Genomic DNA, 24600 nt, shown 5'->3' with positions numbered 1-24600 from the left:
CCGGGAGCCGCATCACGTGATCGAGGCCACACCCTGCCGCAGCGTGCTGGGCCCCTCGCGGGTGGCTTCCACGACCAGCTGCGCGGGGATCTGCTCCTTCATGGCCGCGACGTGGCTGATGAGGCCCACGGTGCGTCCGCCCTGGCGGAGCTCGTCGAGCGTGCGCATCGCGAGGTCGAGCGTCTCGGCGTCGAGGGAACCGAAGCCCTCGTCGATGAAGAGGGTGTCCAGGCGGACCCCGCCCGAGCGGGATGTGACCACTTCGGCGAGACCGAGCGCGAGAGCCAGCGAGGCGAGGAAGGTCTCCCCGCCCGACAGCGACTGCGCGGGACGGGCCTGTCCGGTGTGTGCGTCGAGCACGGTGAGGCCGAGACCGCTGGATGCGCCGCGGGCCGCGACGGCATCGCTGTGCCGGAGCGTGTAGCGACCGGATGACATCTCGGACAGGCGCAGGTTGGCCGCCTCGACGATCTCCTCCAGCTCGGCGGCGAGCACGAAGGATTCCAGCGACATGCGGTGGGTGTTGGGGGCGCGGCCCGCCACGGTGTTCGCGAGCCGCGCGATCACTGCCTGCTCCTGTGCCAGATCCGACGTGGCCGCGAGAGCTCCGCCGGCACGGCCGCGGAGATCGGCCAGCCGCTCCCGGCGCTGCGTCGCGGCGGCCGCCGCGTCGACGGCCGCGCTCCATCGGTCTCGCGCCTGGCCGAGGGCGGTCGCGGTCTCGTCGGTGTCGATCGGTTCGTCGCCGACGCCGGCGAGTTCGAGTTCCAACTCGCGGAGTCTGTCGCGCTCGCTCCGCAGCTGCACGTCGTGATCCGTCACGGCCGCGTCGAGGTCTCGGCGCTCCGATGCCGGCAGCAGCGCCGCACGGGCATCGTCGACCGACTCGAAGCCGCTCTCGGTGAGCCGGCCATCGATGTCGCGACGAGCGACCGACTCCGCGTCGACGCTCGCGAGGTGCTCGCGCGAGGCCGTGCGCAGCGCCTCGGCGGCGCTGCGCCGCCGGCGCGCGGCGGCCAGTCGCGACGCGACGCTGTCGTGCTCACCCCGGGCAGCGTCGACGCGTCGGCGCGTCTGCGCCAGCTCCTGGTCGGCGACGGCGATCTCCTGCCGCCGTGCCACCGCATCCGCGACGAGCAGCTCCCGTTCGGCCGCCGCCTGCGCGTCGGCTTCCACGAGGCCGCGGCGCTGCTCGGACAACTCCCGACGTCGCGTGTCGGCCGCGTCGGCCAGGCCCAGGTCAAGGTCGGCGCGTTCGAGATCTGCGGTGAGCGAGTCGACGGTGGCGTCGCCGACGGCGCCGCGCACCTCGGCGACGGCTGCCCGCGCATCCGACGCAGCGGTCGCCGCGTCGCGCTCGGCGTCGAGGGCCGCCGCGTGACGCGTCTCCGCCGCGGCGATGTCCTCGTCGCTCACGGGCTCGTCGGCACCGACCGCGGGAGCCGGATGCTCACGTGATCCGCACACGGCGCAGGGCTCACCCGCGACGAGGCCGGTGGCGAGCTCTCCGGCATGGCCGTCGAGACGGCGACGCAGCAGCGCTCGCACGGCGGCGGTGGCCGATTCGAGCAGGCCCAGCGCCTCGGCGTGGGCGCCCTCTGCGGCGCGAAGGTCGGCGGCGCGCCGATCGAGGGTGGCGGCGGAATCGAGGCGCGCTGCGATCGTGGCGCGCCGTTCGGCGAGAGCGTCGCGTGCCCCGGCCGCTTCGGTCGCGGCCGCCAGATCGGCCTCGAGTTGCGCGAGACGCACCGGCAGTTCGGCCCGGCCCGCGTCGATCGTCGCGAGGAGCCCGTCGAGCTCGTCGAGGCGCTCGCGCGCGGTGGTGAGGCGCGCGACGAGCCCGGGGAGGGCCGCCTCGTCGTCCGCGGCGCTCTCCGCGACGGCGATCTCTCCCGTGCACTGCTCGATGATCGCCGCGAGGCCGGCGTCGTCGGCCTCCGCCTCACCCAGCCGAGTCCACTCACCTTGCGCACCGCGCCACGCGGCTGCGGCCGCCGCCGCGGTCCGGTGCGCCGCGTCTGCGGCGTCGATCGAGGCACGCAGCGCTTCCGCGTCCGCGGCTCGATCGCGGCGGTGCCGCTGGTCGGCGATCTCCTGCGCACGTGCCTCGAGGTGCACGAGCGCCTGCCGCGCTCGCGCACGTGCATCGTGGCGTTCCCGCAACCCACGACGGGCCGTGTGCGCGGCCTCGGCAGCGCGGTGCGCGGCGTCGGCGTCGTCGCGCTCGCGCACGAGCGCGTCGGCACGGTAGTCCAGACGAGCCTGCGCACGAGCGGCGAGCGCCGCTCGCGCCGTGACATCGGCCGCCTCGGCGCCGTCGGTGTCGTCATCGCGCCACAGATCGTCGGCGACGCGCTCGGCTTCGTCGAGGAGCACGACGGCCGTCTCGAGCGCCGTCGACAGCGCGCGTTCGCCGTCTCGACGGCGCTGCTCGAGCGCATTCTGATAATCCTCGTAGGTCTTCGTGCCGAAGAGGGTTCGCAGCAGCCGCTGCCGTTCGTCGTTCTTGGCGAGCAGGAACTCCGCGAAGCGGTTCTGGGCGAGCAGGATGACCTGGAGGAACTGCTGCTGGCTGAGCCCCACGATCTCGTCGAGCTCGAGCGCGACGTTGCGGGGACCGCGCTGCCGCCCGATCCACTCGCCCTCGACGTACTCGTCGAGGTGCGCGTCGGGAGCGAGCGTCGTGAAGCCCTCGCCGCGCTTCTTCGGCCGCTGGTATTCCGGGGATCGGGTGACCTTCCATCGGCGATCGCCGACGGTGAACTCCACGCTCACGCGGGTCGGATCCTCGGGAGCGCAGTGGTCGCTGCGCAGTCGCTTCTCGGCGCCGTCGTAGCGCGGGGCAGAGCCGTAGAGCGCGAAGCACACGCCGTCGAGCACGCTCGACTTGCCGGCACCGGTTCTACCGGTGATGAGGAAGATGCCGTCGCCCTCGTAGGCGTCGAAGTCGACCACCTGGCGGTCGCGGAACGGCCCGAACCCCTCGAGTTCGAGACGGTGCAGTCTCACGCCGTCGCCTCCGCGAGGCTGCGCTGGTCGATGATGTCGCGGATGAGCTCGTGCTCGAGCTCGCTCGCGCCCTCGCCGTCGCGCACGTGCGCGAGGAAGGCGTCGACGAGCTCCGCATCGCTGCGTACCGCGCGCACCCGGCGCGCGTATCCGCCGGAGGCATCCGCGGCCGGTGTCGCCGGAGTGTGCATGACCGTCGCGCAGAACGGGAAGCGGGCGAGCAGGCGGCGCATCGCGTCGATCTGCGGCGTCGCGTCGGTGTACTGCGCGCACACCCAGGCGTCGACGTGGGCCTCGTAGTCCTCCGCCTCGAGCAGCTCGTCGAACGTCGCACGAAGGGTCACCAGACGGCGCGGGATCGGAAGGTCGAGCCACGTCGCCGCGACCTCGCCCGCGGCATCCATGTCGATGAGCCATGATCCGCGCGGCTTCGCCCCCTCACCGAAGCTGTAATGCAGCGGCGCCCCGGCGTAGCGCACCGTGGGCGCGAGCTGCTGCCGGCCGTGGATGTGGCCGAGGGCGACGTAGTCGACGCCGTCGAAGCTCGACAGCGGCACCACATCGAGGCTCCCCTGGCGGATCTCGCGCTCCACGCCCGGAGTCGGCTCGACGCCGGCGGTGAAGCAGTGCGAGATCACGACGCTGCGGGCCGGATGCTCCTGCAGGTCGGCCCGCACGAGGCTCATGGCATGGTCGATCGCATCGGCCTGCGTACGCATCACGGCGCCCGGCCACACGTGGCGGACGATGCCCGGCTCGAGGTACGGGATGCCGTAGAAGCGCACGGGTCCGTCCGCATCGTCGATCACGACCGGGTCGTCGAGTCTCAGCGGGTCGGTGAGCACGTGGATGCCCTCACGCAGAAGCCCTGCCTGGAATCCGAGGCGTGCCGCCGAGTCGTGGTTGCCGCTGGTGACGATCACGTGCGCGCCGGTGTCGGCCAGGCCGCGCAGCGCGTCGCTGAGGAGCGTGTAGCACGCCGCCGCCGGTGCCGCAGAGTCGAACACGTCGCCGGCGACGATCACGACGTCGACGTCGTGCTCGCGCACCTGCTCGACGAGGTGTTCCAGCACGCCGCGCAGCGCATCGAGCGTCGAGTGACCGTGGAAGGATCGCCCGATGTGCCAGTCGGAGGTGTGCAGGATGCGCATGCCGACAGGGTAGATCGACCCTCCGACACGGTCGTCGAGGCGCTCCGCTCAGTCCTCGGTGTCGCTCGCGATCCGCCGCGAGAGAGCGGCGATGTCGGCATCGGAGACGTCGAGGCCGGCTTGCGCGACGCGGCCGCGCACGGCATGCTCGACGGCTGCGAGCGGCTCTCCGGCGAGGTCGGCGCGCATCTGCTCGACGAGCCCGTCGAGCTTCTCCGACGCGGAGGCATTGTTCTCCGACATCGCGGGGCGGGACTGCTCGCCGCGCTCGTCGAGAGCACCGGAGCGCTGCGCCTGATCGACGGTCATCGTGTCGCGTCCGCCATCGTGCCCGTAGTGGTGGCCGTCCGGGGTCGCACCCGCCGGTGAGGGCGAGTCGGTGCTTCGGGTGTCGGCCTCACCGGTCGAGGTGGTCGTGTCGTTCGCGTCTTCCGCATCCCGGCGATCGGGATAGTTCACGCCCGGTTCGTCGAACTCGTTTCCGCTGGTGCTCACGAGGTCTCCTCCTCGTCGTCTGCGGCGAGGTCGGGATCGGTGTCGGGCTGCGCGCCCTCGACCGGTCCGACGTCGACACCCGGGTCGGGTTCCTGGTGCTCGAGCGTGAGGTCCGGGCTGCCCGTGGCTTCGCGGTCGGCCTCGGCGGTCTCACCGTCGGCCACGGCGCCGCTCTCCCACCCGCCCGCGGGTTCGGCGTCGATGACGCCCTCCGGCAGGTCGCGTTCCTCATCCATGCCGACTCCTTCCGTCTCCCTTCAGCGTGACGGGTGCCTCGGATGCGTCTCGAGGGCTTGACCGGCAGGCGCGGGCCGGGTAGGCGTCAGCGCGGCTGCAGGATGCCCGCCCGGGCCGGGTGCGCGGCGAACCAGTCGGCGACGTACCAGCAGACCGGGCTCACCCGGCGGTCCCCCGTGCTCTCGATGTCATCCACCGCGCGCTCGACGATCTCGGCCGCGTACCCGTGCCCTCGGAAGGTCGGCACGGTGTAGGCGCGCGTGAGGGCGACGGTCCGGCCGTCGTCGCGGTAGTCGAGCACGCTGACGAGGTCGTCGCCGCGGTGCAGCGTGTAGCGCGAAGCGTCGTTCTGTCGGGTGAAGCGCAGGTCTGTCACGGCGATAGCGTACGCCTGCCGCGGGCCGGCGGCGCCGGAACACGCTCGGCTCGCACCGCGCGCGCAGATTGCGCGCCGGGGGTCATCCGTCTCCGGTCGTCACCTGCGAGACCAGCCGGTCGACCTCCTCGTCGGACAGGTCCTGGCCCGCCTGTCCCAACCGTTCGCGGAGGGTCTGCGCGACCTCTTCGCGCGAGGCGTCGCCGGAATCCGAGCGCACCTGCGCGACGATGCTCGCCACGTCGTCGACGTCGCCCCCGGCCTCCGAGACCTCGTCGGCTCCCGCAGACCCCGATTCGGTCGGCGCCTCGCCGATGTCGTGTCCGCCGATCACGCCGATGCCGACCGCCACGTGGTCGACGTCGTCGGACGCCTTCTTCTCGTCGTTCTCGCTCATGCGGGTCTCCTTCCGTGGATTCCAGCTTCGCGCCGTCGAGGTGCGCGGTCACGGGGTTGACACGCCCGCCTCGATGCCCCGTTTCACCCGGGCGTCGTGGTCACTCGGGCAGCACGCCGGTGCTCGCAAGCCGGCGATACCAGTGGCCGGAATCCTTCACCGTGCGTTCGAGGGTGTCGAAGTCGACCCGCACGATGCCGAAGCGCTTGGCGTATCCGTAGCCCCACTCGAAGTTGTCCAGCAGCGACCACACGAAGTAGCCGCGCAGGTCGACGCCCCGCTGCAGCGCGCGGTGTGCGGCCGTGAAGTGCCGGCGCAGGTAGTCCAGCCGCTCCGGATCGGGCACCGATCCGTCGGCGGCGACCACGTCGTCGAACGCCGCGCCGTTCTCGGTGACCATGAGGGGCTGGTCCGGGAACTGGTGCGACAGCGATACGAGCAGCTCCTCCAGGCCGTCGGGCGCGATGTTCCAGCCCATCGCGGTGTACGGCCCGGCCTGCTCGAGGAACTCCACCGACGTGTCGCTGCCCGGCCACGCCGTGCCGCCGCCGGCGGCCTTGTGGCCGTCGTTCTGCTGCCGCTCCGCGACCCCGTCCCACATCTGCACGGTCACCGTGGAGTAGTAGTTGACGCCGAGCACGTCGATCGGCTGATTGATCTGTGCGAGATCGCCGTCGTGCACGAACGACCAGTCGGTGACCGCCGCGGTGTCCTCGACAAGATCCTGCGCATATTCCCCACGCAGCATGGGACCGGTGAAGGCGCGGTTGGCGAGCGCATCCACCCGTCGGATCGCCTCCTCGGCGCGATCGCCGCGTCCGCGCGGCACGTGGAAGTTCAGGGTCACGGAGTACTGCGGGTCGCCGGTCGACGTCTCACGCAGTGCCGACACGGCACGTCCGTGGGCGAGATTCAGGTGGTGCACGGCGGCGAGGGCGGATGCCGGCTCCCGGCGTCCGGGTGCGTGCCCGCCCTGGCCGTATCCGAGGTAAGCAGAGCACCACGGCTCGTTCAGGGTGGTCCAGGTGTGGACGCGATCGCCGAGCGCGGCGCCCATGACGGCCGCGTACTGCTCGAACGCGTCGGCGGTCGCGCGGGCCGGCCACCCTCCGGCGTCTTCGAGAGCCTGCGGCAGGTCCCAGTGGTACAGCGTCGCCACGGGACGGATTCCGCGCTCGAGCAGACCGTCGACGAGCCGGGAGTAGAAGTCGATGCCCGCCTGATTCGGCGCACCCGTGCCGGTCGGCTGGATGCGCGGCCAGGCGATCGAGAAGCGGTACGCACCGAGCCCGAGATCCTTCATGAGATCGAGGTCGCGCTCCCAGCGGTGATAGTGATCGCACGCGACGTCGCCGGTGTCGCCGTTCCAGACGTTTCCGGGCGTCTTGCTGAAGGTGTCCCAGATCGAGGCCCCTCGACCGCCCTCGTCGAAGCCGCCCTCCACCTGGTACGACGCCGTGGCAGAACCGAAGACGAAGCCTTCCGGGAAGACCAGTCCGGAGTCGCGGTAGTCGGAGTTGCCGATTCTCATCGGGTCACCTCGTCGAGATCGATGTCGAAAGATGCGCGCTGCCCGTCCGGGGTGGTGACGGCCACTGTGCGGGTGCCCTCGCCGCCCGGGAACACGCGCAGACGAAGTCCTTCCCGGTAGTCGTAGTCCGGCCGGTCGTCGCGCGCGCCCCACGGGATCACCGCACCCGGCCGGGCGTAGAGCGGCAGCGAGTCGAAGCCGTGAGTCTCGCGGCGCCACCGCGCACCCTCGACCTCCTCGCCCGTGAGCAGGTTCGTCCACGTGCCGGCGGGGAGGTAGAACTCCACCTCACCCTCGGCGCTGAACACCGGGGCGACCAGCAGCTCGGAGCCGAGCATGTACTGCCGGTCGAGGTAGGCGACGGCGGGATCGTCGGGGAACTCCATCATCATCGGGCGCATGACGGGCACGCCGGTGGCCGCCGCGTCGACGCCCTGCTGGAACAGGTACGGCATGAGACGCATCTTGAGCTTGGTGAAGATGCGCGTGACATCCACCGCCTCTTCGTCGAACTGCCACGGCACCCGGTAGGACTGCGACCCGTGGAAGCGGGAGTGGCTGCCCAGGAGCCCGAATGCGGTCCAGCGCTTGAAGACCCCTGCATCCGGGGTGCCCTCGAATCCGCCGATGTCGTGGCTCCAGAACGCGAAGCCGCTGGCCGCGAGCGAGAGGCCGCCGCGGAGGGTCTCGGCCATCGACGCGTACGTCGAGGTGGAGTCGCCGCCCCAGTGCACCGGCATGGTCTGTCCGCCGGCCGTGGCCGAACGGGCGAACAGCACGGCGTCGCCCTCTCCCCGGGCCTCGACGAGCACCTCGTGGACCGCAGCGTTGAACAGGTGCGTGTAGAGGTTGTGCATGCGCGACGGATCGGAGCCGTCGAAGTACACCACGTCGGTCGGGATGCGCTCACCGAAGTCGGTCTTGAAGCAGTCGACGCCCTGCTCGACGAGCCGGCGCAGGTGCGACTGATACCACGCGGTCGCCGCGGGATTGGTGAAGTCGACCAGCGCCATCCCGGCCTGCCACATGTCCCACTGCCACACCGACCCATCCGGCCGTGTGACCAGGAATCCCTGGTCAGCGGCCTCGCGGAACAGCGGTGAGCGCTGGCCGATGTAGGGGTTGATCCACACGCTCACGCGCAGGTCCTTCTCGTGGAGGCGCTGCAGCATGGCGTCGGGCTCGGGGAACACGCGCGGGTCCCACTCGAAGTCGCACCAGTTGAATTCGCGCATCCAGAAGCAGTCGAAGTGGAACACCGACACCGGCAGGTCGCGCCGGGACATCTCGTCGATGAACGACGTGACTGTCGCCTCGTCGTAATCGGTGGTGAAGCTCGTCGACAGCCAGAGCCCGTAAGACCACGCGGGCACCACGGGGGGCCGCCCGGTGAGCGCGGTGTAGCGCGAGAGCACGTCTTTCGGGGTCGGGCCGGCGATGACGAAGTACTCCAGCACCTCGCCCGCGACGGAGAACTGCACGCGCTCGACCGCCTCCGAGCCGATCTCGTAGGAGACGTGTCCGGAGTCGTTCACGAGAACGCCGTAGCCACGGCTGGAGAGGTGGAACGGCACGTTCTTGTATGCCTGTTCGCTCGACGTTCCTCCGTCGGCGTTCCACACCTCGACGCTCTGCCCGTTCTTCACGAGCGGACCGAACCGCTCTCCGAGCCCGTAGACGAGCTCACCGACACCGAGGTCGAGCTGCTCGTGCACGAACGTCCCGCCGCGGGACACGGTCGTGCCGGCGCGCGCGTCGCCGACGATCCCGGGATCCACCTGCGCATCCTCACTCAGCTGCACGTATCCCTGTGCCTTGTGTCCGCTGCCGGTCACGCGGCGTCCGTCGACCTCGAAGGAGAGGTCCCACGGTGCACCCGAGGTGATACGCGCCGTCAGCGCGCCCGTCTCCAGCACGCCGCCCGACTCGTCGAGGGATGCCTTCCCGGCGCCGGTCGCGCCGGGAAGCCCGAATCCGCCGTGCCAGGCACCGCCGTCATGGTGGGCGATGCGTACCCTCACGACACCCTCCATCGGCGAGGACAGGGTTGTCGTGAGCACCGCCCGGTTGAGCGTGTCGCCGCGCTTGGCGATGCGCGCCGTCGGCGCAGTGACCACCAATCCCTCGCCGTCGGCCGTGTCGGCCGTGTGCCAGATGTCGTACGCCTCCTGGGCGTACAGGGCGGTGACGCCGGGTCGCAGCTGCCAGAACCCGTCGGTGAACTTCACGCGGTACTCCTGTCGATGGGTGTCGTTGAGGGAAGGGGAAGTGGGAGCGGGACCTCGATCACCCCACGGGCGGGCACATCGATCACCGCGCGACGACTGCCGTGCGCGACCGTGACCGGACCGGCCGTTGACGGCTTAACCGCCTCCAGGGTCAGAGCGACGGGCTCGCTATCGCACCAGTCGAGGTCGAGACGGATGCCCGGCCGGGCGATCAAGCCGCGCACCCGGCCGGTACCCATCTCGGCCGGCAGGGCGGGCAGGAGGTCGATCCGGCCGGGGCGGTGACTCTGCACGAGTGCCTCCAGGACGCCGCTGACGAGACCGAAGTTGCCGTCGATCTGGTACGGCGGGTGCGAGGCGAAGAGATTGGGATAGAGACCGCCGCGGTGCCCGCCCTCGGGGGAAGCGGCACGCGTGGCCAATCGCAGGAGACACGAGACGGCCGCGGCGTCACCCAGTCGTGCGCGGAGCGCGATCTTCCATGCGAGGGACCACCCCGTGGAATCGTCGCCGCGCGTGTCCAGCGTGTGCGCCACGGCGGCGTGGAGGTCGTCCCTGCCCCCGTCGCCGGGGTACCACTCGTAGAGGTGAGAGAGATGGCGGTGAGCGCGGTCCTCGTCGTCCACCTCCGACCCCCATTCGAGGATGCGCCCGTCGGCCTGCACACGCGCGGGAGCCAGCCGCGGGAGGGCCTCCCGGGCGGCGGCGACCACCGGATCGTCCGGTTCACCGGCGTCGTCGGCGAGATCGACCACGAGGCGGAGCACCTCTCGGATGAGTGCGAGGTCCAGGGCCGAGCCTTCGGTCAGCGCAACCGGTCTGCCGCCTACGAGGTAGCGGTTCTCGGGCGACGTCGAGGGCGACGTGGTCGCCGCTCCGTTCGCATCGGTGCGGAGCCATCCGAGGAGGAATCTCGCGCAATCGCGCGCGACCGGCCGGAAGCGGGCGCGAACCTCGGGGGTCATGTCCCCGTGGCGACGCTGTTCATCGAACTGCCGCACCAGCCAGGCGCCACCGAGGGGCCAGTGCGACCAGGCCGCATCACCCGCCGTCGGCAGCGTGTACGCCCACAGATCCGTGTTGTGGTGGGAGACCCAGCCCTCGATCCCGTAGAGCCGCCGGGCGGTGTCACGTCCGCGGTTCGCGAGGCCCTCGAGGAGGTTGAGGAGCGCCGTATGAGGACCTGAGAGCCCCACACTCTCGGCCGCCCAGTAGTTCATCGGCAGATTGATGTTGAGGGTGTATGCCGAGGACCACGGCGGCTGCATCTCGGCGTTCCAGATGCCTTGCAGATTGGCCGGGGGCCCCGTCTCGGTGCTCGAGCATCGAAGCAGATACACACCGTAGGAGATGAGGGCCGACAGGACGCCCGTGGGGAGTACGTCGCGTCGCTCGGCTTCGATGATGGCCCGGTGCGGGTCGCCGATGACTTTGAGGTCGCCGGCGAGCTCGAAGGCGAAGTTCGGAGCGGAGGCGCGGAACGCATGTTCGTGCCGGTCGATCGCCTCACGCGAGTCTGCGGCGGCGAGGAGGCCCTCCGCGCGCGATCGGGCCTTCTCGCGAGGTTCCGGAGGGGCCGCGACGCCTCGGATCGTCGTGGTCAACGCGATGCGGATGTCAAGACGGTTCGCACCGGACACGACGAGATCGCCGCCGGACCAACGGGCGGCCCCGTCATGTTCGACGTCGACGATCACCACGACGGTGCCCGTCGACACGTCATCGGCCTCCCAGGTGACGGCCGGCGCGTCGGGCTCGTGCGTGGGCGCGACATCGGCGGGAAGGTCCAGCACGACGACGGCGCGGGCGTCCGCGCGTTCCTCGTCGACGCGGCGAAGTGGCGTGTCGAAGGAGACCACGGCGTCCGTCGGCCGCGCGTACGACTCCCGGTGGACGATGAGACCGCTGTGCCACGACACGATGGACGTCGCGGTGACGCCCTCGGCGCGGCACACGTGAACGGCGGTTTCGAGGTCGAGCTCGCGGACGATCTCCTTGGCCCGATCTGGACGCCCGGCGGTCGTGATCGTCACCTCTCCGACGGGCAGGAACGCCTGAGCGTAGCCGTGCTGGAGTGTCCGCATCGCGGTCTCCGCGCGCTGTGGATCTCCCGCCGAGACGGCAGCCCTCGCCGCGGCGAGCGCTTCAGCCGCCGACGCCGGGTCGACGAGGTCGCGGTCTGCACTGGCGAGGCCCCCGGACCACGCGGTCGCCTCGTTCAGCCCGAGGCGGCGCGCGGACGCGTCGGCACCGACCATCAGGCCGACTCGACCGTCCCCCAGCGGGAGACGGTCGAGCCAGGTATCGCTCGCCGTGGTGTATCTCAGCACCGTCATCGGGTCAGAACTTCATCCCGCCCGCGGCGAGCCCCGAGCGCCAGTAGCGCTGCAGCGACACGAACACGATAATGATCGGGATGATCGACAGCAGCGAGCCGACGATCACCAGGGTCTGCAGTCCCGGGATCGTGATCGCCGCCTGGCTCCATCCCGAGAGACCCACGGTGACAGGCTGCAGCCGCGCATCGCTGAGCACCAGGAGCGGCAGCATGAAGTTGTTCCAGCTGCCGATGAACGCGAACAGCAGGATGGTCACCGCGCCGGGTGTCAGGAGCTTCAGCGCGATCGACCAGAACGCTCGCCACTCGCTCGCCCCGTCGAGACGGGCCGCCTCGAGCAGCTCCATCGGCACACTCGTCTGGGCGTAGATGAAGCCGAGCATGACCCCGAACGGATACACGAGGCTCGGCAACAGCACGCCCCACATGGTGTTGTTGAGCCCCATCTCGACCAGCAGCACGTAGGTCGGCTGCGCGAGAACGGTCTGCGGCACGAGCATGCTGCCCAGTGCCGCCGCGAGGATCACGGTCCGACCGCGGAAGCGGTACATCGCCAGCGCGTATCCGGAGATGACGCTGATGAAGGTCATGAGCACGCTGCCGAGGCCGGAGTAGATGAGCGAGTTGAACATCCACCGCCAGTAGATGCCGTCGGCCTGCTCGGTGAGATCGACCAGGTTCTGCCACAGATTGAAATCGGCGAAGAGGAAGCCCGGGGTGGAGAAGAGGTCTCCGGTGGACTTGGTGGACGCCACGATGAGCCAGTAGACGGGCACCAGGAAGTAGAGCGTCACGGCGATCATGAAGATCCAGCCCACGGTGCGGGCCGTGCGGCTCGGTCGCTCGCCTTCGGCGTACACCTGCTGACGCCTGCGGGGCGAGGGTGCGACCGAGGGGTGCGCGGCCGTCTCGGGCGCAGGTGCGATCTGCGTGGTCATGCCGACGCTCCCTTCTTGCGGTTCTGGAACACCGACAGGACGATCGAGAGGATGAAGGTCGCGATGCCCAGGATGATGGCCATCGCCGAGCCGAGGTTGATGTTGCCGCCGAGTGTCGTCGCCTGGAAGATCGCCATGTTCGGCGTGTAGTCGCCCGTGACGTTCGAGGTGATCGAGCGCAGGGTCATCGGCTCGTTGAACAGCTGCAGCGTGCCGATGATCGAGAACAGGGTGGTCAGCACGACGGCCGGCAGCACCATCGGGAGCTTGATCTGCAGAGCCGTGCGGAATTCACCCGCACCGTCCATGCGTGCGGCTTCGTACATCTCGCGCGGAACGGTCTGCAGGGCGGCGAAGATGATGATGACGTTCACGCCCGTGACGGTCCAGATCGTGACGTTCGCGATCGACCACAGCACCGTTCCCGGCGCCAGGAAGTCGACCGAGATGCCGATGGAGGCGAGTCCCTCGACGATCGGACTCACGCGCGGCTGATAGAGGAAGCCCCACACGAGCGCAGCGACGACGGACGGGACCGCATAGGGCAGGAAGACGCTGAGCTGGAAGAAGCGCTTGGCGCGAACGACGGCGGAATCGAACAGGAGCGCCAGCGTGATCGCGAGGATCATCATGACCGGAACCTGCACCACGCCGAACAGGAGCACACGCCCGAAGCTCTCGAGGAATCCCTGGTCCTGGAACGCGCGGATGTAGTTGTCCAGGCCGACGAAGGCCAGGTCGTTGCTGTTGTCGAACCCGAGTCCGCCGCGCTGCACCGAGAAGAAGCTCATCCACAGCGCCGTCAGGATCGGCAGGATGAGGAAGACGACGAACAGGATGATGAACGGCGCGAGGAAGAGGTACGGGGCGAGGCGCACGCCCCACCCGCCGCGGATGCGGCGGGGGGACGTGCGCGTCGGGACGGCTGTCGAGGTCATGATGCGACGTTGAGGCCCATCGCCTCGAGCTCCTCGACCGTCATGTCCTGAACGTTGTCGAGAGCCTCTTCGAAGGTGATCTCGCCGTTGGCGACGCGCCCGAACTCGTCCTTGAGGGCGTTGACCGTGAGGTCATGGGTCGGGCCGGCCGTCCACGTGCCGGGCACGCGCTCCGCGGCATCCGCGAAGACCTCGTTGATGACCTGACCGCCGTAGAACTCCGACGGCTGCAGGAGCGACTCGCTCGACAGGCCGGTGACCGCCGACGGGAAGACCCCGCCGTCGATGAGGTACTCGACTCCGGAATCACTGGAGTTCAGCCAGGTGATGAACTCGACGGCCTGCTCCGGGTGTTCGGAGTTCGCCGTGACCACGTTCACGCTTCCGCCCGATTCACCGGCGGTGTTCTTGCCGGAGAACAGCGGGGTGTCCGCGACCGCCCAGTTCCCGCTGGTCGACTCCGCACTCTCCTCGAGCAGCACCGGGAACCATGCCGCGTAGTTGATGGTGGCGATCGTGCCCGCGTTCACCTCGGCCCAGTACTCGGGCGTCCACATCTCGACGACCTTCACGAGGTCTTCGTCGAGGAGCGTCTGCCAGAGCTCGGCGACCTCCAGGCTCTCCGGCCCGTTGACGGTGACGTCCCAGGCGTCGTCTTCGATCTGGAAGAAGCTGCCTTCGTTCTGCCACACGGTCTCCATCCACAGGCCCGCCTCATTGGGCGAGAACTGAGCGATGTAGATGTCGGGGTTGGCAGCCTTCAGATCGCGGCCTGCCTGCACGTACCCCTCCCACGTGGTGGGAACCTCGATGCCGTACTCCTCGAAGATGTCGGTGCGGTACATCAGACCGGTGGGGCCGGAATCCTGTGGGATGCCGTACACCGCATCTCCGAAGGAGACCGTGCCCCACGAGCTGGCGGTGAAGTCCTCAGCCAGGCCGTCGACGTACGGGGTCAGGTCGGTGAGCCGATTGTTGATGATGTGACCCGGCAGCGAGTGCGCGGACATCTGCACGACGTCGGGGGCCGTGTCGGCGTCGATCGCGGCGGGGATCTTGTCGCCGTCGTCGCCGGTCATCCGGAAGAACTCCACCTGGATGGCGGGGTTGTTCTCGTTCCATTCGGCGACCGCGTCCTCGAGGCCCGGGACCCAGCCCCAGAACTCGATCGTCACGTCTTCCGCGGCACCGTCGTCGCCGGAACCGCCATCGCTTCCTCCGGAACATCCCGCGAGCGCGAGCGCGGCTGCCGCCGCCAGTCCGGTCGCGGCCAGGCCGCGCTTTCTCCAGGTACTGCTGTGTGCCATCGTCGGCACTCCTTTCTCGGTCACTTGCGTGAACCCTCGGGTGAGGTCTCGATCCGGACGATGAGGACATCGCCCGCTGCGACGGCGACGTCGCCGTCGACATCCGTGTTCGACAGGACGTTCCTGCCGGTGGCCCGAACGGTCTGCGCCCGCTCGGTGTGATTGATGAAGATGCGCAGCGCGCCGGTCTTCGTGCGTCGCACGACGTGCTCGACGCCGTCGGGAAGCACGGCGGCCTCGATGCCCGCGTCGGCGACGATGCGTGCAAGATGGCGTTGCAGATCGTCGCCCTCCACGCGCGTGGAGATGTAGTGCACGACTCCGGAGCCGCGGACGTTGCGGGTGATGGCTGCCGAGCCGGGTGCGATGACCGCCGGCGCGTCGGCGCCATAGGACGCGACCACCTCGGCCCCGCGTACGTGGAGGACCTCACTCCAGGCCGACGCGCATGTTCCCTCGCTGAGAGTGAGGTTTTGGCCGTCCCGGAGCGGCGCATGCTCTTCCACCCGCACGCCGGCGAGTTCGGCGAACGCCGCCGAATAGCTTCCCTCACGCACGCGCAGGTGCTCGTCGGTCGATCCGGAGAGGTACCAGACAGCCAGGTGTCCGCCGTTCGCGACGAAACGGTCGAACGCCTCCCGTTGGGAGTCGCTCACGGCGATCATGCTGGGTACCAGGACGAGGTCGTACTGCGAGGGGTCGCCGTTCGGGTCGACGAAGTCGGCCGTCACGCCGGACCGCCACAGCGCCTCGTGCACGCGGCGAAGCGCCGGGAGATAAGCGACGTCGGCAGAGGGCAGCATCCGCGTCTCGGTGGCCCACCACGCCGTCGAGTCCCACACGATCGCCGTGCGCGATTCGACGACGCGCCCCTCGATCGGACCGGCCGACAGTTCGGGGACGCCTGCGAGCTCGGCGCCCAGGTCGCGGATCTCCCGGAAGATGCGGGAGTCGGGACCGACGTGGGGCACCATCGCCGAGTGGAAGAACTCCGCCCCGACGCGCGGCGCACGCCATTGGAAGAATAGCGATCCGAAGGATCCGCGCGCCAGGTACTGATAGGTGTTGCGGCGCATGCGCCCGGGCGCCTTGGCGAGCATGCGACCGCCGGCGTAGTCGTAGACCAACGACGTCGCCTGTTCCATCAGGAGCCACGGCCGACCGCCCGCGAAGGACCGGGCCAGATCCGCCGCGAATGCCACCTGCGCGTCGCCAGAGGGGCCGTCTTCCGGGTAGTGGTCGATCGTGACGACATCCAGCTCGCGCGCGAAGTCCCATTCGTCGTAGTGATGCCATGTCGGAAGCATGAAGTTCGTGGTCGTCGGTACGCCGGGCGTCACCTCTCGCACGATCTCGAGCTGGTCGCGCAGGCAGCGCAGCAGCATGTCCGAACTGAAGCGCTTGAAATCGAGGAGGTGCGCGGGGTTCGGAATGTACTGCGTCCTCTGCGGCGCGTGGATGTCCTCCCAGGAGGAGTACACCTGTGACCAGAAGGCCGTGTTCCAGGTCGCGTTCACACGGTCGAGGTCTCCGTAAGCATCCTGCAGCCACTCACGGAAGGCGACGTCGGTGACCGGACCATAGGAGACCGTGCCGTACTCGTTGTGCAGGTGCCACATCGCCAGCGCCGGGTGGTCGCCGTAGCGCTCGGCCAACACTCGGGTGATGCGGCGGGCAGCGTCTCGGTACGCCGGAGCGGCGGGATTGTAGGTGTCGCGGCTGCCGTGGATGAGCCGCACGCCGTCGGGCGTTACGGGCAGCGCCTCGGGGTGCAGCCGGGAGAACCACGGCGGAGGAGACGCGGTCGGCGTCGCGAGGATGACCTTGACGCCCGCGGAGTGCAGGCGGTCGAGCGCGGCATCGAGCCAGCCGAAGTCGTATTCCCCCGGCTGCGGCTCGAGGGCAGCCCAGGAGAAGACGCCGACCGTCGCGGTGTTCACCGCAGCCTGCTGCATGAGATCGATGTCTTCCAGCAGCACCGCCTCCGGCCACTGCTCCGGGTTGTAATCACCGCCGAACCACACGTGGGAGATCGGTCGTCGAAGCGCTTCGATTGCGGGCGTGGGCGTCTCGCGCTCCACCATGATCAGGCCACCGCCCTCTCGTGTCGCGGGCCGATGGACCCGTACGCGTGATACCGCGGCGCTATCAGGTGCACTGCTGGCTCCGGGTGACCGTCGACAGCGGCGAGTGCGAGATCGACCGCCGCATCGCAGGACGCCTGCGGATCGAGCGGGAACGAGTCGATCGGCGTCTCGAGGGTGGCGGTGTCGAACGAAGCGCCCACCGACACCACCGAGATGTCCTCCGGCACCCGCAGGCCGCGCTCGGACAGCTCCGCCAGGATGGAGCCGTGCGCTTCCTCCGCCGTATGGAGCACGAGAGCCGTCGCGCCGAGGGAGATCATGTCGGCGACGGTCCGCCGGGCCGCCGTGCGACTCGCCCGCGCCCCGCCCGACGTGCCATGCACCGCCTCGACATCCCGCTCCTCGGCGCGGCGAAGGAAGGCCTCCCTCACGCGCGGCGGGAAATTGGACTTCTCGTAGGCGGCTTCGGCTTGCCCGACGAGGCCGATCGACGTGTGGCCGGCGTCGGCGAGAAGGTCGACCGCGCGAGCGGCTGCCGCCTCGAAGTCGAGGTCGACGCAGATCAGACCCGCATGGTCGCGAGGAACGCCGATGAACACCGTCGGCGACGCGATGGACCGAGCGAGCCCCACCCGCGGATCATCGGGTGCGACGTCGAGCACCAGGATGGCGTCGACCAGTCGATTGGCGGCGACGCGCCGCATCCCCTGCTGAGCCTCCTCCTCGGTCAGGAGGAGCACGTCGTAGTCGTGGCGGCGGGCGGCGACGCTGGCCGCCAGCACGAATGCCATGTGCGTCGGTGCGTGAGTGTCTTTGCGAAGAGGCTCGGTGAGGGCGAAGATCTGCGTGCGCCGCCCGGCGAGCATGCGGGCCCCGGCGTTCGGAAGATAGTTGAGATCCTGGACGGCCTTCTCGATGCGACGGCGCGTGTCGGGAGAGACCGCCCTCTTTCCGCTCAGCGCATACGAGACGGTGCTGATCGACACACCGGCAGCCTTCGCCACCTCGTTGATGTTCGCCATTCCGACTCCGTCGTCCACGATGCTTATCGAAGCGCTTCGCTAAACGCTTCGACGACATCGAAACACATGTGACGGCTTCTTGCAAGTAGTTTCGCGCCACAAACAACAAACGCGTGCACCCTCGCACGACATCCCCATGGGTGCGGGACTGAGCGATCTGCCACATCGGCCCGTGCGGAGCGTCATCGTCCTTCGCGATTTGACGCATAGCGACACGTTCGGTCATAATCGGGCGCATGACTGACGACGCACGCTCTCTGTCCGCCCTGGAGGCGAACGGGACTGCCGGCATGATGGTTGCCGGTCGCGCTGTCATGTGTTGTCGAATGTGTCGCTGATTCGGTGACCCCCGCTGGACTCGACGGTCTTCTCTCGCTCCGACCCGAGTTCCCGACGCACCACTGCGTACCCCGACCCCGGGTACTCGAAGGCGTCGCTTCCGGCCCATTCGACGGGCCGCATCGCAACACACACGTGAATCCCCTGAGCCGCACCCGGCCGGATTCCCACCGCTGAGGACCCATCATGTCGACCACCGCTCTCCTCGACCGCCCGACCCCTCCCGCTCGCCATCTGCGCGCCGTGACCGGGCCCGTCCCCACCGTCGCCGACCCCGAACCGGCGCCGGCCGCATCGGCCGCGCGCACGCTCCCGCCGGGCACCGAGCCGCGCGGATTCGCCCTCTACGTGGGGCTCGACGAGGCGAAGGCCGCGGCCGCGGGGGTCGACCTCGGCGTGCTCGTGGATGCGCTCCGCCGCACCGTCGCCAACCTCGCGCCGTCCGCGGAGACCTACGCGACCGTCGCCCTCTCCCCCACCGGCGCGGGTGGACGCGACGTCGACGTCGTCCGCCTCGCCCTGCACGAGCCGGCCGCCGTCGCCCGCACAAAGCGCGACGAAGAAGAAGCCGAGAAGGATGCCGTGCGCGGCGTCGTCGTGGACATCTCCCGCAAGCGTGTGCTCATCGACGGCGAGTCGGCCGCGTTCACCTTCAAGGAGTTCGAGCTCCTCCAGTACCTCGTGCTGCGCGAGGGGTCGACGATCGAGCGTGCCGAGCTCGTCGCGTCGCTGTGGCGCGCGTCATCCGACGAGGAAGCACCCGGCGAGCGCACCATCGACGTGCACGTGCGTCGCCTTCGCGCCAAGCTCGGTCGCTACGAAGACATCGTGCGCACCGTGCGCGGGGTTGGGTATCGCTTCGACCGACACGCCGACGTCGTCATCCGCTACGGACACGGCACCCCCTCGCCCGACCGCTTCTGACACACTTCGCGCCCGCGCACCCGGATGCGTGTCGGCGTGACGACATAGGGTGTGCACCATGAGCATGCCGGTCCGCGCGACGACGTCGCGCACACCGGTGCGTGGCCTGCGCGTCGCTCACGGCGGCCGCCCCCTCGAGACCGAGTACCGCCCTCGGCATCCCTTCGACCTGCGTCGCACGGTGCTGTTCCAGCGCCACGGCGCCAACGACCCGACGATGGTCCTCGCCGGCACCGTCATCTGGCGCGCGAGCCGCACCCCGATCGGCATCGCGACGCTCGCGCTTCGAGAGACCTCCCCCGGAACGATCCGCGCTGCAGCATGGGGCCCCGGCGCATCGTGGGCGCTGGCGCAGGTGCCCGGCCTGTGCGGGGAGCACGACACCACCGACGGCTTCGATCCGTCGCCCCACCCACTGGTCGCCGAAGTGCATCATCGTCATCCTGGGCTGAGGCTCGGCCGTACCGATCTCGTCTTCGAGGCCCTGGCGAGCGCCATCTTCGAGCAGAAGGTCACCGGCATGCAGGCCTTCGCGGCCTGGCGTCGCATCGTCACCTGGTACGGCGAGCGCGCCCCCGGACCGACACCGGTGCCGATGTTCGCGCCGCCGTCGATCGACGGCTGGCGACGCGTCCCGTCGTGGGCGTGGCACCGCGCGGGACTGGAGCCGCCGCAGTCGCAGACGGTGGTCCGAGCCGCCCGCCGCGGCGATGCCCTCGAGCGCGCGATCGCCGACGCCGCCGACGGCGAGGCGGTCGACCGCATCCTCATCTCGCAGCCGGGCATCGGGCCGTGGACCTCGGCGGAGACGCGCATCCGCGCGCTCGGCGACTCCGATGCGGTGAGCGTGGGCGATTATCACCTCGCTCACCACGTCGGCTACGCCCTCACGGGTTCGCGCACCGACGACGACGGGATGCTGCAGCTGCTGTCCGCATGGCCGGGCCACCGGCAGCGCGTCATCCGGCTCCTCGCCGCCGGCGGGGTCCGTGAGCCGCGTCGCGCGCCCCGGCTGCATCCGGAAGACCACCGCGACCGCTGACGGCTGACGCCGGAGGGGTGGACGCGGTGCCTCGTCCGCGCGACGATGAGGTCATGATCGAGACGATCGACGATGTTCCCGACGGCGTCCTCGGCTTTCGCGCCGTCGGCGACGTGACCGCCGAAGACTACGAGAAGGTGCTGGATCCGGCCCTGGACCGAGCATTGTCCACGCACGAAAAGGTGAACCTCGTGATGGTGCTGGGTGACCGGTTCGAGCGCTACTCGCTCGGCGCGATGTGGCAGGACACGCTTCTGTCCGGCAAGCCGCGCCGCGTGTGGGGGCGCTGCGCCGTCGTCACGGGACACTCCGTCATCGCCGAGATCATCCACAGCCTCGCGTTTCTCTTCCCCGGCGACCTGCGCTTCTTCGCCGTCGACCGCGAAGAAGCGGCGATCGCGTGGGCGGCCGGAGGCGACGACTGACCTCAGGCGTCCACGTTCGACGGCGCGGGCCCGAGGCCTTCGAGCGCGCCCCAGACGTCATCGGGCACGGGCGTCGCCGCAAGCTCGTCGAGCTCGGCGAGGCGCGACGGAGACGAGACCCCGACGACGGTCGAATCGACCAGCGGTGACCGCAGCGAGAAGTGGAGCGCAGCAGCCCGCAGCGAGACCCCGTTCGCCGCACACACCTCTTCGGCCGCCTGCACCCAGCGCCGCAGGTCGTCGGGCACCTCGCGATAGCCGTAGCGAGCCCCGGAGGCCGACCCCTTGGCGAGCAGTCCGGCGCCGAAGGGCGCAGCGTTGAAGACCGTCATCCCACGCGACTTCGCGTCCTCGAACAGGGCGCGCGCGGTCTGGTCGACGAGCGTGAAGCGGTTGTGGCACAGCACAGCGTCGAAGGCGTCGGTATCGACGTACTGCTGCACGAGGGATGCGGGCGCGGCGGCGATGCCGATCGCATCGACGGCACCGGTGTCGCGCAGATGCCGCATCCCGTCGAGCGCACCGCCCGGGGCGACCGCCTGCTCGAAGGTGATCGTGAACGGGTCGTGCAGGTGCACCAGGGAGACGCGATCCACGCCGAGCCGCGCGAGGGATTCCTCGTAGGAGCGCAGCACGCGGTCACGGTCGAAGACGCCGGTCTCGGGATCGCCATCGACCTTCGTGACCACCGGTGGCTGCCCGGCCGAGCTGACCTCGTCCGGGCTGAGCGCGGCCAGCGCCTTGCCGATCACGGCTTCCGAGCGCCCCCCGGCGTAGGCGTTGGAGGTGTCGAGGAGCGCGTGGTCGCTCCGCAGCAGGGCCAGCACCAGGTCTACCGCGGCCGCCTCCTCGACGGAGCCGACCTCCGTGTCTCGTCCGAGTCCGGATGTGCCCAGGGTCAGTGCGGACGGTGCGGGAGTGATCGCGGCGCTCATGCGCTCCACACTCCCACGGATGCCGGCGGCCCGTCACTCCGCGGACGGCATCCCGCGGCCGGCATCCGTCGCCGGCGTGCCCGTAGGCTGGCGACATGTCTGAACCTCGCACCGGGTTTCCGCGCGGCCGGCTCCAGTGGCTGCTCGGCACCGTTCTGCTGTTCGTCGTCGGCGTGCTGATCGGGCTGATCCTGCAGAACGTGTGGCTCGGCGTGATCCTCGCCGGGGCGATCTCGATCGGATGGCTCATCGCGTACGAATCCTGGCGCGGTCGCCGGGTCGGACTCGAAGATCCCGACGACGACGGCGCACAGGTCTGAACCGATCGTTCGAGGTCAGACGACTCCAAAGCCGACTTAGGCTAGCCTAAGTCGCGATGACTTCCTCGGCTGAGACACCCACTTTCCGCATCGAACGCCGGCCGCTCGAGCTCCGGTTCCGGTGGACGACGCTGACCGCCCGGGAGTGGGTCACTCCCGAGTACGTACGCGTGCGATTGACCGGCGACGACCTAGTCGGGTTCGCCTCGCTGGGCGCCGACGACCACATCCGGGTCTTCTTCCCCGACGGCGAGACCTCGACGGTGGAGGAGCTCCGTGCCTCGCCGAGCCGGGAGTACACCCCCCTCGCATGGAACGCCGACGAGGGATGGCTCGAGCTGGAGTTCGCCGTCCACGGCGATCAGGGCATCGGCGCGCCCTGGGCGGCCCACGCTCCCCTGGGCTCTCCGGCGGGCGTGGGCGGACCGCGCGGCTCCGCGGTCATGGCCGGACGACCCGACGCCTGGTTCCTCGCCGGCGACGAGACGGCCGTTCCCGCGATGCGCCGCTTCGTGGGACTGATGGATGCCGACGCGGTCGGCCGCATCCTGATCGAAGTGGCCGGGCCAGACCGTGAGCTGCCGCTTCAGAACGTGCCCGCGGGAGTGTCGGTCTCGTTCGTCCATCGGGGCGACGGTCCCTCCGGCACGGCTCTCGCCGCGACACTCGACGGGATCGGAGCGGACGAGCGACCAGACGGCGCCGTGTTCGGGTTCGTCGCCGCCGAGCAGGCGATCGTGAAGAGCGGACGGGCGCTTCTGCGCGAACGCTGGATGCTTCCGGCGGAGCAGATCGTGGTCAAGGGCTACTGGAAGCGCGGCGAAGCCGAGTACCACGCGCCCCACTGATCCGGCTGTCGATACCGTTCCGGAGATCCCTCCGCGAGTGGGCACGCTGCGCATCGTCGGAGTAAGGTCCGAAAGGCCGCGGTGAGCGAAGGGAGCCGGTGGTGAGCAACGACGGGAACGGCGGATTCTCCGACGACGAGAAGGCCGCGATGAAGCAGCGGGCCGAGGAGCTGCGATCGACGAAGGGTCTGAAGGGCGCGGCGAAGCTGGCGCGCGAGATGGAGGCGTGCGTGAGCGCCATCGACGAGCTCGAGGGAATCGACTCCGAGGTCGCGACGATGTTCCACCGGCTCGTGTCCGAGGAGGCCCCGGACCTCGCGCCGAAGACGTTCTACGGCTTCCCCGCGTACGCCAACGGCGAGGGCAAGGTCGTCATGTTCGTCCAGCCGAAGTCGAAGTTCGACACGCGCTACCCGACCGTCAACTTCGACGAGCACGCGCACCTCGACGACGGCGCGATGTGGCCGACCTCGTTCGCGGTCGTCGAGGTCACATCCGAGGTCGAGTCGCGCCTGCGCGACCTCGTGCGCCGCGCCGTCGCCTGACCCCCGACACGGCGACCGGAGTCACATCTCCTCGTGGATGTCGGGGTCGCCGCCCCACAGACGTCCCCGCTCGAGGGCGGAGATCGCCGCGACCTCGTCGTCGGTGAGCTCGACGTCGAACACGTCGGCGTTGTCGCGCTGGCGATCGGGGTCGGCGGATTTGGGGATGGGCGTCGAGCCGAGCTCCACGTGCCACCGCAGCGCGATCTGCGACGGCGACTTCCCGTGGATCTCGGCGAGTTCGCGCAGGATCGGCTCCGTGAGCAGCTCGCTGCGCTTGGCCAGTGGGCTCCAAGACTCGGTGCGGATGCCGTGCTCGGCGTGGAACGCGCGCAGGGCCGCCTGCGGAAAGTACGGGTGCAGTTCGACCTGATTGACCGCGGGCACGACTCCGGTCTCCTCGATGAGGCGCTCGAGCATCGGCTGGGTGAAGTTCGACACCCCGATCGACCTGATCTTGCCCTCGCCGCGGAGGTCGATCATCGCCTTCCACGTGTCGACGTACTTGTCGACGCTCGGATTCGGCCAGTGGATGAGGCTGAGATCGATGCGGTCCAGACCGAGCACGTTCAGCGAACCGTTGGTCGATTCGATCGCCAGGTCGTAGCCGTGGTGGCGTCCCGGGATCTTCGTCGCCACGAACAGCTCGTCACGGTCCGCGCCGCTGCGGCGCACCGCCTCTCCGATCTCCCGCTCGTTCTCGTAGTTCACCGCGGTGTCCAGCAGCCGGTAGCCCGAAGCGATGGCGGCCACCACGGCCTCGATGCCCTCGTCGCCGTTCAGCCCATAGGTGCCGAGGCCCACCTGTGGGAAGAGCGTGTCGTCGTTGAGCGTGACTGTCGGGATCTGCATCACCGAGGGCTTGTCCTGAGGAGTCATTCGTTCGGCACGTCGCCGTCGGCCACGCCTTCTCGAGCGGCGCGCTCATCGGCGTCCGCCGAGTTCTGGGTGTCTTCGTCGACATCGGGGTCCAGCACGGCATCCCGGTCTCGTTCGAGTCGTTCGCGGTCTTCGGTGCGCTCCTGGTCGGCGTCCTGCGCATGACCGTCGCCGTAGAAACCGGGGGCGGGGGGAATCGGGAGGTTGGACATGGTGGTCTCCTTTCCGTGCGGACCTCCACCGTAGGAGGGGAGGCGCGCGCCGCGCGACGGGGTTGCGTGCGAAAGCG

General features: G+C 69.7%; 23 protein-coding genes. 6 read left to right on the top strand and 17 right to left on the bottom strand.

The features are described 5' to 3' along the window. Positions 1-12: 12 nt before the first annotated feature. From ACGG9C_RS05970 to ACGG9C_RS05905, 14 genes are all read right to left on the bottom strand, one after another. Positions 13-3009, bottom strand: a complete 2997-nt coding sequence (locus ACGG9C_RS05970; protein WP_194384652.1) for an AAA family ATPase — start codon at positions 3007-3009, stop codon at positions 13-15. Beyond that, positions 3006-4160 carry an exonuclease SbcCD subunit D gene (locus ACGG9C_RS05965; protein WP_194384651.1) on the bottom strand — a complete coding sequence of 385 codons (1155 nt, stop codon included), beginning with the start codon at positions 4158-4160 and terminating at the stop codon, positions 3006-3008. The genes ACGG9C_RS05970 and ACGG9C_RS05965 overlap by 4 nt, the downstream gene beginning before the upstream one ends. Positions 4161-4208: 48 nt before the next feature. Then, entirely contained in the window at positions 4209-4655 is a 447-nt protein-coding gene (locus ACGG9C_RS05960; protein WP_194384650.1) for a hypothetical protein, read from the bottom strand. Further along, positions 4652-4891, bottom strand: coding sequence for a hypothetical protein (locus ACGG9C_RS05955; RefSeq protein WP_194384649.1), 240 nt, complete (start codon positions 4889-4891; stop codon positions 4652-4654). The genes ACGG9C_RS05960 and ACGG9C_RS05955 overlap by 4 nt, the downstream gene beginning before the upstream one ends. Before the next feature lie 86 nt (positions 4892-4977). Then, a complete protein-coding gene (locus tag ACGG9C_RS05950) occupies positions 4978-5268 on the bottom strand; it encodes a GNAT family N-acetyltransferase (RefSeq protein ID WP_071043956.1) in 291 nt (96 codons plus the stop codon). Positions 5269-5350: 82 nt separating this feature from the next. Further along, positions 5351-5665: a hypothetical protein gene (locus ACGG9C_RS05945; RefSeq protein ID WP_194384648.1), complete on the bottom strand. Its 315-nt coding sequence runs from the start codon at positions 5663-5665 to the stop codon at positions 5351-5353. Positions 5666-5765: 100 nt separating this feature from the next. After that, positions 5766-7196: a GH1 family beta-glucosidase gene (locus tag ACGG9C_RS05940; protein ID WP_194384647.1), complete on the bottom strand. Its 1431-nt coding sequence runs from the start codon at positions 7194-7196 to the stop codon at positions 5766-5768. After that, on the bottom strand, positions 7193-9424 hold the full coding sequence (yicI, locus tag ACGG9C_RS05935; protein WP_194384646.1) for an alpha-xylosidase: 2232 nt from the start codon (positions 9422-9424) through the stop codon (positions 7193-7195). The genes ACGG9C_RS05940 and yicI overlap by 4 nt, the downstream gene beginning before the upstream one ends. Next, a complete protein-coding gene (locus ACGG9C_RS05930; RefSeq protein WP_194384645.1) occupies positions 9421-11760 on the bottom strand; it encodes a glycoside hydrolase N-terminal domain-containing protein in 2340 nt (779 codons plus the stop codon). The genes yicI and ACGG9C_RS05930 overlap by 4 nt, the downstream gene beginning before the upstream one ends. Before the next feature lie 4 nt (positions 11761-11764). After that, a complete protein-coding gene (locus ACGG9C_RS05925; RefSeq protein ID WP_390178402.1) occupies positions 11765-12700 on the bottom strand; it encodes a carbohydrate ABC transporter permease in 936 nt (311 codons plus the stop codon). After that, on the bottom strand, positions 12697-13638 hold the full coding sequence (locus ACGG9C_RS05920) for a carbohydrate ABC transporter permease (protein WP_071043961.1): 942 nt from the start codon (positions 13636-13638) through the stop codon (positions 12697-12699). Before ACGG9C_RS05920 ends, ACGG9C_RS05925 begins: the two co-directional genes overlap by 4 nt. Continuing rightward, entirely contained in the window at positions 13635-14945 is a 1311-nt protein-coding gene (locus ACGG9C_RS05915) for a sugar ABC transporter substrate-binding protein (RefSeq protein WP_194384643.1), read from the bottom strand. Before ACGG9C_RS05915 ends, ACGG9C_RS05920 begins: the two co-directional genes overlap by 4 nt. A 20-nt stretch (positions 14946-14965) precedes the next feature. Then, complete coding sequence (locus ACGG9C_RS05910; RefSeq protein ID WP_194384642.1) at positions 14966-17029, bottom strand: beta-galactosidase; 2064 nt, start codon at positions 17027-17029, stop codon at positions 14966-14968. 2 nt (positions 17030-17031) lie between these two features. Beyond that, positions 17032-18072 carry a LacI family DNA-binding transcriptional regulator gene (locus ACGG9C_RS05905; protein WP_228480937.1) on the bottom strand — a complete coding sequence of 347 codons (1041 nt, stop codon included), beginning with the start codon at positions 18070-18072 and terminating at the stop codon, positions 17032-17034. Positions 18073-18579: 507 nt separating this feature from the next. On the opposite strand from ACGG9C_RS05905, the gene ACGG9C_RS05900 reads away from it, so the two are divergent. Genes ACGG9C_RS05900 through ACGG9C_RS05890 form a run of 3 tightly spaced genes read left to right on the top strand, consistent with a single transcriptional unit; the run spans position 18580 to position 20784 of the window. Next, the gene (locus ACGG9C_RS05900) at positions 18580-19317 is read left to right on the top strand and encodes a winged helix-turn-helix domain-containing protein (RefSeq protein WP_194384641.1); all 738 of its coding nucleotides are present in this window, start codon (positions 18580-18582) and stop codon (positions 19315-19317) included. A 58-nt stretch (positions 19318-19375) separates the two neighbouring features. Further along, entirely contained in the window at positions 19376-20359 is a 984-nt protein-coding gene (locus ACGG9C_RS05895; protein ID WP_390178401.1) for a DNA-3-methyladenine glycosylase family protein, read from the top strand. A 53-nt stretch (positions 20360-20412) separates the two neighbouring features. Then, entirely contained in the window at positions 20413-20784 is a 372-nt protein-coding gene (locus tag ACGG9C_RS05890; protein ID WP_194384640.1) for an STAS/SEC14 domain-containing protein, read from the top strand. A gap of 2 nt (positions 20785-20786) precedes the next feature. On the opposite strand, the gene ACGG9C_RS05885 is transcribed toward ACGG9C_RS05890, so the two are convergent. Next, on the bottom strand, positions 20787-21719 hold the full coding sequence (locus ACGG9C_RS05885) for an aldo/keto reductase (RefSeq protein ID WP_194384639.1): 933 nt from the start codon (positions 21717-21719) through the stop codon (positions 20787-20789). Positions 21720-21814: 95 nt separating this feature from the next. On the opposite strand from ACGG9C_RS05885, the gene ACGG9C_RS05880 reads away from it, so the two are divergent. The 3 genes from ACGG9C_RS05880 to ACGG9C_RS05870 all read left to right on the top strand — a co-directional run bounded on the left by ACGG9C_RS05880 (position 21815) and on the right by ACGG9C_RS05870 (position 23432). After that, entirely contained in the window at positions 21815-22039 is a 225-nt protein-coding gene (locus tag ACGG9C_RS05880) for a hypothetical protein (RefSeq protein ID WP_194384638.1), read from the top strand. Positions 22040-22095: 56 nt separating this feature from the next. Next, the gene (locus ACGG9C_RS05875; RefSeq protein WP_194384637.1) at positions 22096-22887 is read left to right on the top strand and encodes a siderophore-interacting protein; all 792 of its coding nucleotides are present in this window, start codon (positions 22096-22098) and stop codon (positions 22885-22887) included. A 101-nt stretch (positions 22888-22988) separates the two neighbouring features. After that, positions 22989-23432 (top strand): hypothetical protein, encoded by a 444-nt coding sequence (locus tag ACGG9C_RS05870; RefSeq protein WP_390178400.1) that lies wholly within the window; start codon positions 22989-22991, stop codon positions 23430-23432. 21 nt (positions 23433-23453) lie between these two features. Here the strand turns inward: ACGG9C_RS05870 and ACGG9C_RS05865 are convergent, their stop codons facing one another. Both ACGG9C_RS05865 and ACGG9C_RS05860 read right to left on the bottom strand, forming a co-directional pair. Next, positions 23454-24287: an aldo/keto reductase gene (locus ACGG9C_RS05865; protein WP_194385423.1), complete on the bottom strand. Its 834-nt coding sequence runs from the start codon at positions 24285-24287 to the stop codon at positions 23454-23456. 20 nt (positions 24288-24307) lie between these two features. Beyond that, positions 24308-24523, bottom strand: a complete 216-nt coding sequence (locus ACGG9C_RS05860) for a hypothetical protein (RefSeq protein WP_194384636.1) — start codon at positions 24521-24523, stop codon at positions 24308-24310. Positions 24524-24600: the final 77 nt, after the last annotated feature.

This window comes from Microbacterium sp. MTN4-26 (assembly GCF_042846595.1).
Lineage (GTDB): Bacteria > Actinomycetota > Actinomycetes > Actinomycetales > Microbacteriaceae > Microbacterium > Microbacterium luteum.
The sequence above is the reverse complement of the archived record's forward strand: the minus strand, read 5'-3'. Positions and strand labels throughout refer to the sequence as shown.

Coding starts and splice junctions, on each gene's coding strand:
- ACGG9C_RS05875 (WP_194384637.1), top strand. CDS start 22,096: ATGACTTCCTCGGCTGAGACACCCACTTTCCGCATCGAACGCCGGCCG.
- ACGG9C_RS05890 (WP_194384640.1), top strand. CDS start 20,413: ATGATCGAGACGATCGACGATGTTCCCGACGGCGTCCTCGGCTTTCGC.
- ACGG9C_RS05915 (WP_194384643.1), bottom strand. CDS start 14,945: ATGGCACACAGCAGTACCTGGAGAAAGCGCGGCCTGGCCGCGACCGGA.
- ACGG9C_RS05885 (WP_194384639.1), bottom strand. CDS start 21,719: ATGAGCGCCGCGATCACTCCCGCACCGTCCGCACTGACCCTGGGCACA.
- ACGG9C_RS05860 (WP_194384636.1), bottom strand. CDS start 24,523: ATGTCCAACCTCCCGATTCCCCCCGCCCCCGGTTTCTACGGCGACGGT.
- ACGG9C_RS05940 (WP_194384647.1), bottom strand. CDS start 7,196: ATGAGAATCGGCAACTCCGACTACCGCGACTCCGGACTGGTCTTCCCG.
- ACGG9C_RS05900 (WP_194384641.1), top strand. CDS start 18,580: ATGTCGACCACCGCTCTCCTCGACCGCCCGACCCCTCCCGCTCGCCAT.
- ACGG9C_RS05910 (WP_194384642.1), bottom strand. CDS start 17,029: ATGGTGGAGCGCGAGACGCCCACGCCCGCAATCGAAGCGCTTCGACGA.
- ACGG9C_RS05895 (WP_390178401.1), top strand. CDS start 19,376: ATGAGCATGCCGGTCCGCGCGACGACGTCGCGCACACCGGTGCGTGGC.
- ACGG9C_RS05965 (WP_194384651.1), bottom strand. CDS start 4,160: ATGCGCATCCTGCACACCTCCGACTGGCACATCGGGCGATCCTTCCAC.
- ACGG9C_RS05920 (WP_071043961.1), bottom strand. CDS start 13,638: ATGACCTCGACAGCCGTCCCGACGCGCACGTCCCCCCGCCGCATCCGC.
- ACGG9C_RS05945 (WP_194384648.1), bottom strand. CDS start 5,665: ATGAGCGAGAACGACGAGAAGAAGGCGTCCGACGACGTCGACCACGTG.
- ACGG9C_RS05955 (WP_194384649.1), bottom strand. CDS start 4,891: ATGGATGAGGAACGCGACCTGCCGGAGGGCGTCATCGACGCCGAACCC.
- ACGG9C_RS05925 (WP_390178402.1), bottom strand. CDS start 12,700: ATGACCACGCAGATCGCACCTGCGCCCGAGACGGCCGCGCACCCCTCG.
- ACGG9C_RS05880 (WP_194384638.1), top strand. CDS start 21,815: ATGTCTGAACCTCGCACCGGGTTTCCGCGCGGCCGGCTCCAGTGGCTG.
- ACGG9C_RS05930 (WP_194384645.1), bottom strand. CDS start 11,760: ATGACGGTGCTGAGATACACCACGGCGAGCGATACCTGGCTCGACCGT.